At 69.7% G+C, this 15,198-nt stretch carries 12 protein-coding genes; 4 read left to right on the forward strand and 8 right to left on the reverse strand.

The features are described 5' to 3' along the window. Positions 1–79: 79 nt before the first annotated feature. Positions 80–928, forward strand: a complete 849-nt coding sequence (locus HH212_RS16085) for an ion transporter (RefSeq protein ID WP_170205476.1) — start codon at positions 80–82, stop codon at positions 926–928. Positions 929–953: 25 nt separating this feature from the next. Here the strand turns inward: HH212_RS16085 and HH212_RS16090 are convergent, their stop codons facing one another. The 5 genes from HH212_RS16090 to HH212_RS16110 form a co-directional block, all read right to left on the reverse strand. Continuing rightward, positions 954–3,455 carry a TonB-dependent receptor plug domain-containing protein gene (locus HH212_RS16090; RefSeq protein WP_170203393.1) on the reverse strand — a complete coding sequence of 834 codons (2,502 nt, stop codon included), beginning with the start codon at positions 3,453–3,455 and terminating at the stop codon, positions 954–956. A gap of 154 nt (positions 3,456–3,609) precedes the next feature. Beyond that, complete coding sequence (locus tag HH212_RS16095) at positions 3,610–4,116, reverse strand: RidA family protein (protein WP_170203394.1); 507 nt, start codon at positions 4,114–4,116, stop codon at positions 3,610–3,612. A gap of 32 nt (positions 4,117–4,148) precedes the next feature. Then, positions 4,149–4,580, reverse strand: a complete 432-nt coding sequence (locus HH212_RS16100) for a c-type cytochrome (protein WP_170203395.1) — start codon at positions 4,578–4,580, stop codon at positions 4,149–4,151. Beyond that, positions 4,577–6,157: a flavin monoamine oxidase family protein gene (locus HH212_RS16105; RefSeq protein WP_229217310.1), complete on the reverse strand. Its 1,581-nt coding sequence runs from the start codon at positions 6,155–6,157 to the stop codon at positions 4,577–4,579. The genes HH212_RS16100 and HH212_RS16105 overlap by 4 nt, the downstream gene beginning before the upstream one ends. 393 nt (positions 6,158–6,550) lie before the next feature. Continuing rightward, positions 6,551–7,318, reverse strand: coding sequence for a hypothetical protein (locus HH212_RS16110; protein ID WP_170203396.1), 768 nt, complete (start codon positions 7,316–7,318; stop codon positions 6,551–6,553). Positions 7,319–7,527: 209 nt separating this feature from the next. Between HH212_RS16110 and HH212_RS16115 the strand changes: the two genes are divergently transcribed. Then, entirely contained in the window at positions 7,528–8,148 is a 621-nt protein-coding gene (locus HH212_RS16115) for a phasin family protein (RefSeq protein ID WP_170203397.1), read from the forward strand. Positions 8,149–8,173: 25 nt separating this feature from the next. Here HH212_RS16115 and HH212_RS16120 read toward each other — a convergent pair whose 3' ends face one another. After that, positions 8,174–8,899: a LytR/AlgR family response regulator transcription factor gene (locus tag HH212_RS16120; protein WP_170203398.1), complete on the reverse strand. Its 726-nt coding sequence runs from the start codon at positions 8,897–8,899 to the stop codon at positions 8,174–8,176. Beyond that, a complete protein-coding gene (locus tag HH212_RS16125) occupies positions 8,887–10,146 on the reverse strand; it encodes a sensor histidine kinase (RefSeq protein WP_170203399.1) in 1,260 nt (419 codons plus the stop codon). Before HH212_RS16125 ends, HH212_RS16120 begins: the two co-directional genes overlap by 13 nt. 136 nt (positions 10,147–10,282) lie before the next feature. On the opposite strand from HH212_RS16125, the gene HH212_RS16130 reads away from it, so the two are divergent. Further along, entirely contained in the window at positions 10,283–11,878 is a 1,596-nt protein-coding gene (locus HH212_RS16130) for a sensor histidine kinase (RefSeq protein WP_229217311.1), read from the forward strand. Positions 11,879–11,951: 73 nt separating this feature from the next. Here the strand turns inward: HH212_RS16130 and ribA are convergent, their stop codons facing one another. Then, the gene (gene ribA / locus HH212_RS16135; protein ID WP_170203400.1) at positions 11,952–12,599 is read right to left on the reverse strand and encodes a GTP cyclohydrolase II; all 648 of its coding nucleotides are present in this window, start codon (positions 12,597–12,599) and stop codon (positions 11,952–11,954) included. 184 nt (positions 12,600–12,783) lie between these two features. On the opposite strand from ribA, the gene HH212_RS16140 reads away from it, so the two are divergent. Then, on the forward strand, positions 12,784–15,132 hold the full coding sequence (locus HH212_RS16140; protein WP_170203401.1) for a sensor histidine kinase: 2,349 nt from the start codon (positions 12,784–12,786) through the stop codon (positions 15,130–15,132). Positions 15,133–15,198: the final 66 nt, after the last annotated feature.

The following is a 15,198-nucleotide window of genomic DNA, read 5'->3' on the forward strand; positions in this document are numbered from 1 at the left end:
TGCGCAGGCGCCTGCACGGCCTTATGTATCGCAGGTGCCGGACACCTACGGCAAGCCGCCGGCCGGCTGGCGCCGCCACATGTTCGACGTCATCTTCGAGGCCGACACGCCCGCCGGGCGCCGCTTCGACATCATCCTGGTGTGCCTGATCATGCTCAGCATCCTGGTGGTGGTGCTGGACAGCGTGCCGGACCTGCACCGCGAATACGGCGGCCTGCTGCACGTGGCCGAATGGGGCTTCACGCTGCTGTTCACGGCGGAATACGCGGCGCGCGTACTCTGCGTGCAGCGGCCGTGGCGCTACATGACCGGCTTCTACGGCGTGATCGACCTGCTGTCGGTCGTCCCCGCCTATTTCTCGCTGCTGGTGGCGGGCAGTGCGCTGCTGCTGGACATCCGCATCCTGCGCCTGCTGCGGGTATTCCGCATCTTCAAGCTGACCCTGTACATCGAGGAATACACGCGCCTGGGCGAGGCGCTGGCGGCCAGCCGCCGCAAGATCATGGTGTTCCTGTCGGTGGTGCTGATGGCGATCCTGATCTTCGGCACCGTCATGTACGTGGTCGAAGGCCCGCAGAACGGCTACACCAGCATTCCGGTGGCGATGTACTGGGCCACGGTGACCATGACGACGGTCGGCTACGGCGACATCACGCCGCACACCCACCTGGGCAAGGCGATCTCCTCGTTCATGATGCTGATCGGCTGGGGCATCCTGGCGGTGCCGACCGGGATCGTGACCGCCGAGATGACGCTGCGCCGCGGCGACCTGCGCCCGGGACCCTTGCCGGGCCTGACACCGCCATCGCCGCCGCCGGCGCAGGCAGGCATGCGTACCTGCCCCGCCTGCGGCAGCGGCGGCCACGAGGCCGGCGCCGGCTTTTGCAAGGATTGCGGCGCCGCCTTGCCGGCGCGCGAGCCCGCCTGAGCAGTGCCGCCGGCCATCGGCGGCCTCAGAACTTCACGCCCACCCGCCCGTAGTAATACCCGCCGTTGATCCCGAACGGCGAGAAGGTCGGGTACACCGTCACCGCCGCATTGTCCAGGTTGGCGCGCCGCTCGGCCTGCAGCTGGGCGTTCACCTGGTCCGGATAGCGGTTGAACAGGTTGTTCGCGCCCACCGACACGGTCCAGGCGCGGCCGATGCGGTAGCTCACTTCCAGGTCGGTGATGGCGGCCGGCTTGATCTCGGTCTTGTAGTAGGTCGATCCGTCCGAGGAATCCAGCGCCGACGACCTGCCGTAGAACGCCTCGCGCAGGTTGACGGTCCAGTTCCCGAAGCGCCACAGCGCGCCCAGGTTCACGCGCACCCGCGGCGACGCCGTCTCCAGGTCGGCGATGGCGCTGGCGTCGAGCAGGGTCTGCGGCTGCAGCTGCAGCGGCGCCTGGTTGATCTTGATGACCTGCACCTTGTTGTAGTTGGCCGCCAGCGACCAGTCGACCTTGCCGGCCGCGCCGTAGCTGCTGTTCAGGGTGGCGACGAATTCCAGGCCGCGCGAGCGCGTGTTGACGGCGTTCGAGAAGATGTTGATGCCGGTTTGCACCACGGTCGGGTCGAGCACGTTGCCGTTGGCGATGATCGCCGCGGTGACCGCCGGCGAGTTCACCGCGCCGCCGGAACCGTACAGCGCGCCGGAGCCGACGATGCGGTCGCGGATCGTGATCTGGTAGGCGTCGGCGGTGATCGCCAGGTCCGGCGCCGGATTCAGGACGATGCCGGCGCTGACGTTGGTCGAGGCTTCCGGGCGCAGACCGTTCACGCCGACCAGGCGCGCGCCGGGCGAATTCGGCGGCAGCTGCACGAAGGCGCTGCGCGGCGAGACGTTGGTGGCCGAATAATACGATTCGGCCAATGTCGGCGCGCGGAAGCCGTTCGAGTAGGTGGCGCGCACCGCCACCGCCGGCGAAAAGTCGTAGCGGCTGGTGAGCTTGCCGACGCGGGCGCTGCCGAAGTCGCTGAAGTGCTCGTAGCGGCCGGCAAGGTCGACCGTCCAGCCCTTCAGCGGCTGGCCGGCCAGGTTGGCGTAGGCGGCGCGGTTGTTGCGGCTGTGGCTGCCGGCGTCGGTCAGCGAAAAGCCGGGGAAGGATTGCGAGCCTTCCTTATAGCGCGAGGCGGCGTCGCCGGCGCCGATTTCGTACTCGTCGCGGCGCTGTTCCAGGCCGAGCGCGAAGTTCAGCGGCGCCGACCAGCCGACGTCGAACTCGCGGCTGAGGTCGAGGTTGTTGGTCCACTGGCTGGCGACGAACTTGCCGGCGTAGAAGGTCAGCGGGGTGCTGCCGGTGTCGGCGTACAGCGAGACGTTGGCCGAGTGCGCGACGCCGAGTTTCGCAGTGTCCTTGCCGTAGGTGCTGGACAGGTCCCAGCGCCAGTCGCCGGCAAGACGCCCCTTGATACCGGCGGTGAAGGCATAGTCTTCCTCGTCGAAGGTTTCCTGCGGCGAGAAGCCGGTCGGGTAGATCGCCGGCAGGCGGTCCGGCATGCGGTAGTTCTCGAAAGCGCGCGCTTCCTTCTTGCCGTAGGTGCCGAAGGCGTACAGCTGCAGGTCCGGATTCAGGTCGACGCCGAAGTTGGCGGCGCCGATGTGCTGGCGGTACTGGGCGTCGCCGGCGATGTGGTTGACGTACGGGTAGCCGGCGGCATTGCGCAGCTGCGGCAGGGCGGCCAGGCGCGCCGGGCTGATCACGCGCGGGTCGATGCCGCCGCGATCGGAAAAGCCGTGGTACTTGGTTTCCAGCGTCAGGTTCAGCCAGGCGTCGCCGAACGGCGCCAGGCCGAGGTTGATGCTGCCGTCGCCGGTGTGACCGCCGCCTTCGCGGCCGTCCTTGTCGCGGTAGCCGCCGCCGTTCAGGTTGATGTTGCCGCCTTGGGCGTTCTGCTTGAGGATGATGTTGACCACGCCGGCGATGGCATCGGTGCCGTACTGGGCGGCGGCGCCGTCCTGCAGCACCTCGATGTGGTCGATGGCCGAGACCGGGATGTAGTTCAGGTCGGCCGCGGCGCCGCCCTGGTAGGGGCCGCCCAGCACCGCCAGGTTCGAAGTGCCGTGGCGGCGCTTGCCGTTCACCAGCACCAGCGTGTTGTTGGGCGACAGGCCGCGCAGGCGCGCCGACAGCGTCATGTTGGCCATGTCGCCGCCGAAGGCCTGGGCGTTCAGCGACGGCAGGTTCTGCGACAGCGCCTGCAGCAGGTCGGGCTGGCCGGTGCGGCCCAGCGAGGTCGCGTCCAGCACCTGTACCGGCGAAGCGCTGTTCTCGACCTTCAGGCCGGCGGCGCGGGTGCCGGTGACGATCACGACGCCGGCGTTGGCCGGGCCGGCTTCGACCGCTGCCGGCACGGCTGCGGCGGGCGTGTCGGCCGGCGCGGCGGCCGGCTTGTCGTCGGCGGCCTGCGCCAGGCCCAGGCCGCAGGAAAGGACGCCGGCGGCGACGCCGGAATGGAGGATGGCCTTGTGCATGGATTACCCCTTGTTGTGGATTGCGTTTTGGACGATGCGTGACGACGCCGCGGTTGGCGGCTGTGCGCGCGCGACGCGCGCAGCCGTCCCCGCGCCGCCCGGATGGGCGGCGTTGCGTCGGATTTTCCGGAACGGCCGGCGCCGCGGCGGCGCGTTATTTTTTGGCGGCCACCACCTCGATCTCGACCAGCCAGCCCGGATTCGACAGGCCGGCCACCTGCACCACGGCGCGCGCCGGCAGGTTCGGTTGGGCGCCGCCGAAGAACTGGGTATACGCTTCCATGAAGCCGGCCACGTCGCCCTTGCCGCCCTTGGCCGGGTCGCCCACCAGGAACACCTGCATCTTGACCACGTCGCCCATCGACAGGCCCATGCCCTTGAGGATGTCCTGGATCTTGGTCAGCACCCCCATGGTCTGGGTGCGGGTGTCGCCGAAGGCGGCCAGGGTGTTCTGGTCGGCCGTCTTGCTGACCGCCGGCGGCACCTGGCCGCTGATGAAGTGGATGGTGGTGCCGGGCGGCAGGGTGACCGCCTGGGCGATCGGGAAGTCGGAGTTCGGCAGCTTGTGGCGCACGATGGCCTGGGCCGAGGCGGGCGGCAGCGCGGACAGCAGGATGGCGGCGCAGGTAGCAAGGGGGGCGATGCGGGAGCGGAGCGTCATGGAAGGCTTTCGTCGGGTTGCGTGAATGGGTTTCAGTGCTTATTTCCGAAGCGGCTGTGCGAGGCCGGCGCCACCCCGAGGGCGCTGCGCTGGGCGGCGACGTCCGGTGCGGCCAGCGGCGCCGCGGCGTTGCCCCAGCTGCTGCGCACGTAGCTCAGCACCTGGGCGATGTCGCCGTCGTCGAGGCTGCCGGAAAAGTCGGGCATGCCGCCGCGGCCCTTGAGCAGCACCGTCGCGACTTCCAGCGGCGCGCCCTGCACGAAGGCGTTGCCGGCCAGGGCCGGAAAGGCGCCCGGGATACCCTGGCCGTTGGCCTGGTGGCAGGCGGCGCAGTTCTTGGCGAACAGGGTCTTGCCGTCGACTGCCGGCGGCGCGGACTGGGCGTGTGCGAAGCCGGCCGCGCTGGTCGCCAGCACCAGGCCGATGGCAACCGCTGCGCGCAGGATGGATGCGTTGCGTGTCATGCGCTGGCCCTCTTGTGGAGTTGTTCGATCTGCTGCCAGGCCGATTCGATGGCGCCGGCCTGCCAGCCGGTCAGGTAGCTCAGGTGTTCGCCGGCCAGCAGCACCCGGCCTTCGCCTTCGAGCAGGACCGGGTAGGCGTTCTTGCGCCCGGCCTCGTCCCACTCGGCCCAGCCGCCCAGGTTGTACTGGACCCGGTGCCAGGCCACCGAAAAGGCGTTCTCGTAGGCGTCGCGGTATTGCGGGAAGATCCTTTCGCCGGCGCTGACCGCGAACTCGGCGCGCTCGGCTGGCGACAGGGCGCTGGCTTCGATCGCGTCCAGCGCGTAGTGGTAGTAGCCGAGGACCACGCCTTTCCTGCTTTGCCAGCCGGACGAGGGCAGGGAAATGGTGTTGATGCCCTTGATGTCGGTGAGCACGTGGCCGCCGTAGATCTGGTCGTCCTCTTCCCAGAAGCGGCGCTTCATCTGCAGGCCGATCTTGCCGACCGGCGCGTACGATACCGCCTTCATCGCGCCCTTGAAGCGCTCCGAGAAATCGGTGTCGATGGTGCGCAGCACCGACAGCGGGATCGCGCACAGCACGTAGTCGGCGCTGACGCTGGAGAGCTTGCCGCTGGCGACGTCCTTGAGCGCGACGGTGACCCCGTCCGGCGTCTGGCGGATGCGCTGCACTTCCTGGCCGTAGCGGATCTTGCCGCCCAGGCGGCTGGCGAAGCCCTGGGCGATGCGGTCCATGCCGCCCACCGGCTGGAACATGGTGGTGTGCATCGGGAATTCCTGCACCGCGCTGTAGACCTTGCCGACCTTGGACGACAGCAGGTCGCGGAAGGCGAGCGGATCGGACGCCGTGCCGGGACGCAGGCCGGCGCCCGGATTGACCGCCCAGCCGCGCCCGTTGCGGCCCTTGTAGGCCAGGTCCTTGGCGTTCAGCGCGCCCTCGTGCGCCAGGTAATCCAGCAGTAGGCGCTGGTCGTCCGGGTTCAGGCGCGTGTCGAGCAGCTTGTCCTGCACCGACTTGGCCAGCAGCTCGGCCACGTGGCCGCGCATGTCGGCCTTGACCTGTTCCGGGCGCAGGCGCCGTTTGGAAAACGGCCCGGCGTCTTCCATGTAGACCCAGGCATGATCGTTCTCGTTGACCATGACTTCCAGCGGCACGTCGAACTGGCGCGTGTAGTACAGCGTCGACTGGTGGTCGAGCGGAATGCGCCAGGGGCCGTGGTTGATGTACTGGCCTTCGTCGAAGCGGCAGGTCTGCGCCTCGCCGCCCAGTTCCTGCAGCGCGAAGCCCTTGCGCGCCGTCTGGCAGCGTCCGCCGGCGAAGGGACGCGCTTCCAGCACCTCGACCTGGTAGCCGAGTTTCGACAGTTCGTAGGCGGCGGTCATGCCGGCCAGGCCGGCGCCCAGCACCGCCACCTTCTTGCCCCTGCCGCTGCCGGACAGCGCGGGCGGGGCATTGACCGTGGAGGCGATCCCCATCCCCCAGGCGTTCATCGTGTTGAGCAACAGGGCCGTACCGCCCACCGCGGCGGCACGGTACAGGAATTCGCGTCGCGTCAGCGACGGAGACAAACGTTTCATCGGCACCTCTTTGGACTGGGAAAACTCTTATTGCGAAAACGTGTTTGCTTATTTGTGTTTCAGCAATACCCGTGCCAGCGAGAGGTGATAGATCCGGTTCTGCACAGTAAAAAATAAAGTATTTTTCCTTTTATTCGAACGTAAGTTCGATGTAATGATTTATTTTCAAATAAAGTTTGTTCTGGCCTGCTTTTGCGCCGGTCGACGCAGATGCCGGGTGCACCGGTCGGCCGAGCCGGCGCCAGACTTTATTTTTCTTCGTCCAGACTTTGTTTTCGCGATGGCGCGCTGCGTCGCCATGCCTGCCACGTGTTGCAAAGTGGAAGCGATCGACAGCCTTTTTTTATCCTTGTTTTGCACTGCACCATCGTGGCCCGGACTGCACTCGATTGGTCATATTGCAACATCGTGTTGCACCGCAAACGCCGTCGCCCGCGCTTCCGGCATGCCGTCCCGGTCCAGCCAGTAACTGAACTGGCCGAAGCTGGGCACGGCGCCGGCATCGTGCCCGTCGAAGAATTCGCGCAGCATCTGGCGGTAGGCGGCGCGCCGCGAAAAGCCGGCGCCGGCGGGCTGGACGGCGCGGTGGCGCGTTACCGCGCTGCGGAAGATGGCGCGCGTGGCGGCGTCGATGTTCAGCCCCGGATGCATGCCCGCCTTGCGCGGCCGGCCGCGCTTGACGCCCTCGGTGGCGGCGCGCACCTTGCCGCGCGCGCCCGAGTTGCCGTAGTCGGGCAGCAGCGCGTCGATGGTCTGGCCGCGCTCCCAGAAGCGGCGCAGGTAGCGCAGCACGCTGGGCCGCGACACGCCGTGTTCCAGCGCGCACTGCGCCACCAGGGCGGCGCGCTCGCGCGGCCGGTATAGCGCCGGCGCCTGCTGCTGCAGCGTGTTCACGATGCGCCAGGCCTTGTTCTGCAGCGCGCGGTGGCGGGCGGGCAGGTGCGGCGGCGGCGGCGGCGCCGCATACGGGTCGTGCGCCAGCAGGCGCGCGCGCCGCCCCAGCACGTCGTCGGCCAGCGTCTGCAGCGGGATGCTGCGCGGCTGGCTGTGCTCGATGCCGAGCTCGAAGGTCCAGGCCAGGGCAAGCCGGTGGTCGATCCACAGGATGCGCAGCGTGCGCTGCAAAGCCACATACGCGATCACATCGTTTCGCAGGAACATGAGCGGCCTCCGCAAGGATTCAGGTAATGCGGGCCGAATGCAAGTATCAAGCCAGAGCACAATGTTTTTGAAGATACAAGCCCAACACTATTGGCGCAGATCAAACATTAACGTCGTGCCGCACTTACTCTGTGAGCTTCGTGCCGCAGACGATTTGCGGCATCGCAGCAGGACCTTTCGAACAACCCATCAATCCTATGAGGTAACGCATGTTCCCATTTCCACAAAGCATTAATCCGGCAGTGCGCACCCATGTCGATGCCCAGACTGCCTTCATGAACGACATCTCGAAATCGATGTTCCGCTCGTTCCAGCAGATGTGCGACCTGAACATCCAGCTGATGCAGACGCTGCTGGAAGAATCGGCCCTGGCCGGCAAGCAGATCATGAGCGTCGACCGCCAGTCGGAACTGCTGAGCGCGGCATCCTCGCGCGCCCAGCCGACCAGCGACAAGCTGCGCGCCTACCAGCAGCACATCTCGCGCCTGGCCGCCGATGCCCAGGTCGACATGGCGCGCGTGACCGAGCAGCACGTGCAGACCACCACCCGCACCGCCCGCGCCCTGGCCGACGAAGTGGCGCGCGACGCCACCGAGCAGACCGAGCGCGGCCTGCGCGCCCAGCAGGAAACCGTGCGTCAGTATGCCGATCCGTTCACCCGCGGCGACGGCGCCGGCGCCAAGGCACGTGCCGGCAGCGGCGACGGCGCGGCGTCGGCCGAGTTCACCGCATCCGCCGACGGCGCCTCGGCCACCGTCAGCGGCCAGTACACCCCGCCGGGCCAGGGCCAATCGTCCGGGCAGCGCGACCGCGGCACGTCGGCGCACTGACCCGCCTGCGGCAGGCGATCCGGCATCACAGCCGTTCCAGCACCGCTTCCCGGTACTGGCGGCTGCACGGCACGCGCGCACCGCCGCGCAGCAGCAATTCGCAATCGCCCTTGTCCAGCACCAGCACGCGCTCGATGCTGGGCAGGTGCACGGCGGCACGGCGGTGGCAGCGCATGAAGGCGGGTCCGAGCTGCGGCAGCAGCGCCGCCAGCGTCCGGCGCAGCAGCGGGCTGGCGGCGCCGGTATGCAGCACCACGTAGTTGTCTGCGGTCTCGATCCACTGGATGTCGCTGGTCCGCACCACGCGCGTGCCGCCGCGCTCGGGCACCAGCAGCTGTTGCAGAGGCTGTGAGGGCCGTGCCGCGGCCGGGGCGGACCGATGCTCGCGCAGGCGAGCCTGATGGCGTGCCTGCACACGCTGTAGCGTGCGCCGCAGGCGCGCGGCGTCGAAGGGTTTGGTCAGGTAATCGACGGCATCGGCATCGAAAGCCTGCAGCGCGTAGCGGTCGTGGGCGGTGACGAACACGATCAGCGGCGCCGGGTCGGGCAGGGCCGCCGCCAGTTCGATGCCGGACAATTCAGGCATGGCGATGTCGAGGAACAGCACGTCGGGCAGGAAGCCGGCGATGCACGCCAGCGCTTCGAGGCCGTCCTGCGCTTCGGCCAGCGCCTCGATGCCGTCCTGCGGCGCCAGCATGCGGCGCAGGCGCGCACGCGCGGGCGCTTCGTCGTCGACGATCAAGATGCGCATGCCGGCGCTCCGCCATCGTCCGGCGCCGCCCGGCAGGGCAGGCGCAGTTCGGCGCGCACGCCGCCGCCCGGGCGCGCTTGCAGGCTGAGGCTGGCATCCTCGCCGTACAGGGCGGCCAGGCGCGCGCGCAGGTTGGACAGGCCGATGCCGCCGCCCGCACGCGGCGCCGCCAGGCCATCGCCGCTGCCGCTGTCGGTGCCGTTACCCGTGTGACCGTCCATGCCATCGCCGGCAGCATCGCGCAGGCGGCCGGCATCGTCTTCCACGCTCAGCACCAGCATGCCGTCGCGGCGCCGCACCGCGACCGCGATGCGGGTCAGGCCGCGGCGCCGCTCCACCGTGTGCTTGAACACGTTTTCCAGCAGCGGCTGCAGGCTCATCACCGGTACCGGCACGCCGGCCAGCGCGCCGGCAGGCAGTGTTTCGCCGGGCAGCATGCCGGCGTGCGCTCCGGCCTCGCCAAGCGCATCGTCGCGCTCTTCGTCCAGGCACAACTCGTCCTGGATGCTCCAGCTGATCTCCACCCGTCCCGCGAAGCGTTCCGCCATCACGCCGGCGTAGCCGCGCGCCAGGCGCAGCTCGGCCGCCAGCGGCGCCTGGTGCCGGTGCCCCAGTTCCAGCGTGGCGCGCAGCACGTCGGCCAGCCGCACCAGGGCGGCGTCGGCGCGTCCGACGTCGGCGTACATCAGTTCCGAAATGGTGTTGAGCGCATTGAACAGGAAATGCGGCTGCATCTGGCTGGTCAATTGCTGCAGCTGGGCCTGGCGCAGCAGGGCGTCGGCCTGCTCGGCGCGCAGCCTGGCGTCCAGCAGCGCGCGGTAGGACTCGACCCCGAAGCGGATCGCGGTGAACAGGCCGACGAACAGCGAAATCTTCATCGACTCGTACAGGAACAGGCGCGGCAGCGGATCGTGGCGGTATACCTGGCCGGCCAGCGCGTACACGCCGTGGCGCACGCCGAACGCCAGCGGCACGAAGGCGATCCAGTACAGCGGCAGCCAGCGCGCCTGGCTGGCGAACCAGCGCGCCGGCGTGCCCAGCAGGCGCGCATCGGCGCGCGAACCGCGCAGCTGGACCAGCGCCAGCACGGTGGTCACCAGCGCCGACGAGCCTTCCCACAGCACCGGTTTCCAGAGTTCGCTGTCGTGCTCGTTGCGGATGAAGTCCTGCACCGCGACCAGGATCATCAGGGTCCAGAACAGGATCCAGGCCAGGACGAACACGAGGTTGCGGCGTAGCGGGTGCATGCGCCGATGATGGGCGATTCCCGCCGCGTTGTCAAAATGTCTCCATCCCGGCAGCGCTGTGCCATTTATTTAAGATTCAGGTAATTCGGCGCCGGTAAAATGCGTCGACCACGTACATACAGGAGCTGCATTCGTCTTGACCAACGCCTTCAAGCCCGACTTGCCCTTCGTCGCCGGATTCGGCTGCATCGTCATCGCCTCCTGCTGCCTGCTGGGCTGGGCGCTCGGCATCGGCCACCTGACCTCGCTGTTGCCGGGACTGCCGACAATGGTGCCGATGACCGCGATGATGAGCATCCTGGCCGGCCTGGCGCTGTGGCGCCAGCGCGGCGCGGCGCAGGCCCCGGCGGCCGTCCCGTTCGCGTTGCCGGCCGCATTGCCGCCCGCGTTCCTGAGCGCGATGGCGCTGGCGATCCTGGCCGCCCATGCCGCCCGCTGGGCGCCGCCACCCTTCATGCTGCATGCGCCGCCGCACCTGCGCGCCTGGGCCCTGTCGTCGCCGCTGACGGCCACCATGTTCGCCGGCGTCGGCATCGGCCTGCTGGCGACGCTGCGCGCGCGAAGCGTGCGCCACGGGCAGTGGCTGGCGCTGGGCGTGCTGCTGCTGGCGCTGCTGACGCTGGGCGGCTACGTATTCCACGACACCTACCTGTACCGGCTGTTGCCGGGGCGCGGCACCTCGATCCTGACCACGCTGGTGCTCATCCTGCTGCCGCTGGGGATATTCGGTTTGCGCCCATCCGAGGGCATCATGGTGGCGGTGACCGGCGGCGCCACCGGCGCCCGCATCGCGCGCCGGCTGCTGCTGTCGGCGCTGGCGATGCCGGTGCTGCTCGGCGCCGCGGTCGGGGTCGCGCTGCACCTCGAGGCGATCGACAGCGGCACCGCCATCGCCCTGCTGGTATGGGGCATGGCGGCGCTGTTCACCGCCGTCACCTGGCGCTGCGCGCTGATGCTGTACCACGCCGAGGCGGCGCGGCGCCAGGCCGAGCAGGAGCGCGAGGCGGCGCTGGCCTCGCTGCGCGACGCCGATGCGCGCAAGGACGACTTCCTGGCGGTACTGGCGCACGAGCTGCGCAATCCGCTGGCGCCGATCCGCGCCGCCGCCGACCTGCTGCGCCTGTCGAAGGGCGGCGACCCGGCCCAGCTGCGCCGCACCAGCGACATCATCGACCGCCAGGTCGGCCACATGACGCACCTGGTCGACGACCTGCTCGACGTGTCGCGCGTGCGGCGCGGCCTGCTCGCGCTGGAAAAGGCGCCGCTCGACCTGCGCGCCGCCGTGGGCGATGCGCTCGAGCAGATCAAGCCGCTGATCGCGCAGCGCCGCCACCGCCTGCAGGTCGATCTGGGCGCGGCGCGTCCGCAGGTGTTGGGCGACCACAAGCGTCTGGTGCAGGTGGTGGCCAATTTGCTGGCCAACGCCGCCAAGTACACGCCGGAGGGCGGCGAGATCGTGCTGTCGCTGCGCGCCGCCGATGGGCGCGCCGAGGTGAGCGTGCGCGACAACGGCATCGGCATCGATGCCGGCTTGCTGCCGCAGGTGTTCGACTCGTTTACGCAGGCCACGCGCACGGCCGGACGGGCCGAAGGCGGGCTGGGATTGGGGCTGGCGCTGGTGCGGCGCCTGGCCGAGCTGCACGACGGCCGGGTGAGCGCCCACAGCGCCGGGCTGGGGCAGGGCAGCACCTTCGTGTTGACCTTGCCCTGCCTGCGCGCGAGCGCGGCCTAGTCCGCGCGGGCGTACCGGCCTTGCAAGGGAAACAGCGCAGCGGGGCGGCGCGCCTGCGCCCCGGGGAAGAAGATTACAGCTCGCCGTCCAGCGCCGGCTCGGCCAGGGGGGTCATCATGTGGCCCAGCTTGGCCTGCTTGGTGTCCAGGTAGCCGTTGTTGAAGGCGTTGCGGTTGACCAGCAGCGGCACGCGCTCGGCCACCCGGATGCCGAGCTTTTCCAGCGCGGCGATCTTGCGCGGGTTGTTGGTCATCAGGCGCACCGCTTCGACGCCGAAGCGCTGCAGCATCGGCAGCACCAGCTCGTAGTTGCGGGCGTCGGCATGGAAGCCCAGCTGCAGGTTGGCCTCGACCGTGTCGGCGCCGGCTTCCTGCAGGCGGTAGGCGCGGATCTTGTTGACCAGGCCGATGCCGCGGCCTTCCTGGCGCAGGTACAGCAGGATGCCGCGTCCCTCGTCGGCGATGCGCTTCAGCGCGCCTTCAAGCTGGGCGCCGCAGTCGCAGCGCTGCGAAAACATCACGTCGCCGGTCAGGCATTCCGAATGGATGCGCGCCAGCGGCGGCGCGCCCGCCAGGTCGCCCAGCGTCATGGCCAGGTGCTCCTTGCCGGTGCCGTGCTCGACGAACGCGTGCAGCGTGAACTGCGCCCACGGCGTCGGCAGCGTGCACGAGGTGACGTAGTCAAGGATGGCGGATGGCGCGGCGGCGGCGGTGTCTTGCATGGCGGTGTTCCCGGAACGGTAGCGTGAAGCGAAGTGACAATGACCGGCAAGTTTACCGGAAAACGTCCCGCTCCGTGCGGCGGCCGCTCGCCGGCCAGGATGGGTGCATGCCGCATTGCAACAAATTGTCCTCCATGCATGCTTGCTGTGCTACGCTTGCGCCAGCGTTTTTTTCCCCTTGCCGATGCCGTTTTCCCTTGCCTTCCTGCGCCGCCTGCCGCCGCGCGCCCTGAGCGCCTGGATGGCGCTCGCCTTTTCCCTGCTGTCGATCGTGCTGACGCTGGTGCTGACCGCCGCCATCGAGCGCAAGGCCACCGAGCAGGTCAAGACCAGCATCGGCCACGGCCTGGCCGAACTGGCCGCGCAAACCTCCGACAAGCTGGAGCGCGGCATGTACGAGCGCTACCGCGAAGTCGCGCTGATCGCCCAGCGCGCCGACCTGGGGCCGGATGCGCCGCATGCGCAGCGGCGCGCGGCGCTGGACCGGGTGCGCGCCAGCTACGACTACTACAGCTGGATAGGCATGGCCGGCATGGACGGCACCGTACAGGTGGCGGCGCAAGGCTTGCTGGAAGGGGCGGACGTGTCGCGCCGTCCCTGGTTCCGCGACGCCCTGCGCGGCGTCCACGCCGGCGACGTGCACGACGCCAAGCTGCTGGCCAGCCTGCTGCCGCGCCAGGCCGAGCCGCTGCGCTTCGTCGACGTCGCCTTTCCCTGGCTGGACGCGGCCGGGGCGCCGCGCGGCGTGCTCGGCGTGCACCTGTCCTGGCAGTGGGCGCGCGACGTCGAGCGCTCGGTGATGCGCGGCGTCACCCAGCGGCGCCAGGCCCAGGCGCTGATCGTCGACGCCGGCGGCACCGTGCTGCTGGGACCGCGCGCGCTGCTGGGCACGCGCCTGGCGCTGCCCAGCCTCGGCGCCGCGCAAGCCGATGCCAAGGCCGCCGCCGACGGCGGCTACCTGGTCGAGCGCTGGCCGGACGGCGCTTCCTACCTGGTCGGCTACATGCGCGGGCACGGCTACGGCGCCTATCCGGGGCTGGGGTGGACCGTGCTGGTGCGCCAGAACGTGGCCGACGCCTACGCGCCGGTGCGGCGCCTGCGCGAGTACGGCCTGGTGGCAGGCGTGCTGCTGGCGGCGCTGTTCTCGCTGGCCGGGGTGCTGGTGGCGCGCCGCATCACCCGCCCGCTGGGCGAGCTGGCCCAGGCGGCGCAGCAGATCCGCGCCGGCCAGCCGGCCGCCATCGAGGCCGGCCATGGGCGCTATACCGAGGTGCGCGCGCTGGCCGGCGCGCTGGGCGCGCTGGTGGACGACCTGGTGCGCCGGCGCGCGGAACTGGAAGAACTCAACGCCACGCTGGAGCAGCGGGTCGGCCAGCGCACGCGCGAGCTGGAACAGGCGCTGGCCACGGTGCGCGCCAGCGAGCAGCGCGTCGCGGTGATCCTGGAGACCGCGCAGGACGCCTTCATCCGGGTCGACCTGCAGGGCCTGGTGCGCGACTGGAATCCGGCCGCCGAGCAGATGCTGGGCTGGACCCGCGCGCAGGCGCTGGGCCGGTCGGTGGCCGAACTGGTGGTGCCGGAGCAATTTCGTCCGCTCACCCGCGCCGCCTTGCGCCAGTTCCTGCAGACCGGCGACCACGAGATCGTCGGCCAGCGCGTCGAGCGCGTCCTGATCACGCGCGACGGCGCCGAGGTGCCGGTCGAGATGACCACCGGCGTGGCCGGCACCGCCGACGGCGCCTTCTTCAGCATCTTCCTGCACGATATCTCGGGCCGGCGCCAGGTGGAGCGCATGAAGAACGAATTCGTGGCGACCGTCTCGCACGAGCTGCGCACGCCACTGACCTCGATCAGCGCCTCGCTGGCGATGCTGGCCGACGGCATGGCCGGCGACCTGCCGCCCGCCGCGCGCGGCCTGGTGGGCGTGGCCAACGCCAGCTCGGAGCGCCTGATCCGCCTGATCGGCGACGTGCTCGACATCCAGAAGATGGAGGCGGGCAGGACGCCGATCGAGCGCACGGTGCAGCCGCTGGCGCCGATCGCCGTCGACGCGGTCGCCGCGATGCGCGGTTTCGCCGCCCAGGCCGGGGTGGCGCTGGCGCTGGACGCCAGTGACGGCGCCGGCGCCAGCGAGGCCGCGCCCTGCGCCGCGGTCGACCGCGACCGCATTACGCAAGTGCTGACCAACCTGCTGTCGAACGCGGTCAAGTTTTCCAGCCCGGGCACCACCGTGCACACCCGCATCGAGGCCGCGCCCGGCAAGGTGCGGCTGGCGGTGGCGGACCAGGGCGCCGGCATTCCCGAGGATTTCCGCGAACGCGTGTTCCAGCGCTTCGCCCAGGCCGACGCCGCCGATTCGCGCCGCAAGGGCGGCACCGGACTCGGATTGAGCATCTGCAAGGCGATCGTCGAGGAGCATGGCGGCACGATCCGCTTCGAGAGCCGCAGCGGGGAAGGGACCACGTTCATCGTCGAATTGCCGGCGGCGCCGGCAACCGACATGGCTGTGGTTGCGCACGGCAACGCATCGTAGGGTAGACGGCTCCGCCGTCTACGCGGTGATCGTCGGCGGCGGGATCATCCGGCGCGAAAACGGAGC

The sequence above is a fragment of the Massilia forsythiae genome (assembly GCF_012849555.1).
In the GTDB taxonomy this organism is placed as follows: domain Bacteria; phylum Pseudomonadota; class Gammaproteobacteria; order Burkholderiales; family Burkholderiaceae_D; genus Telluria; species Telluria forsythiae.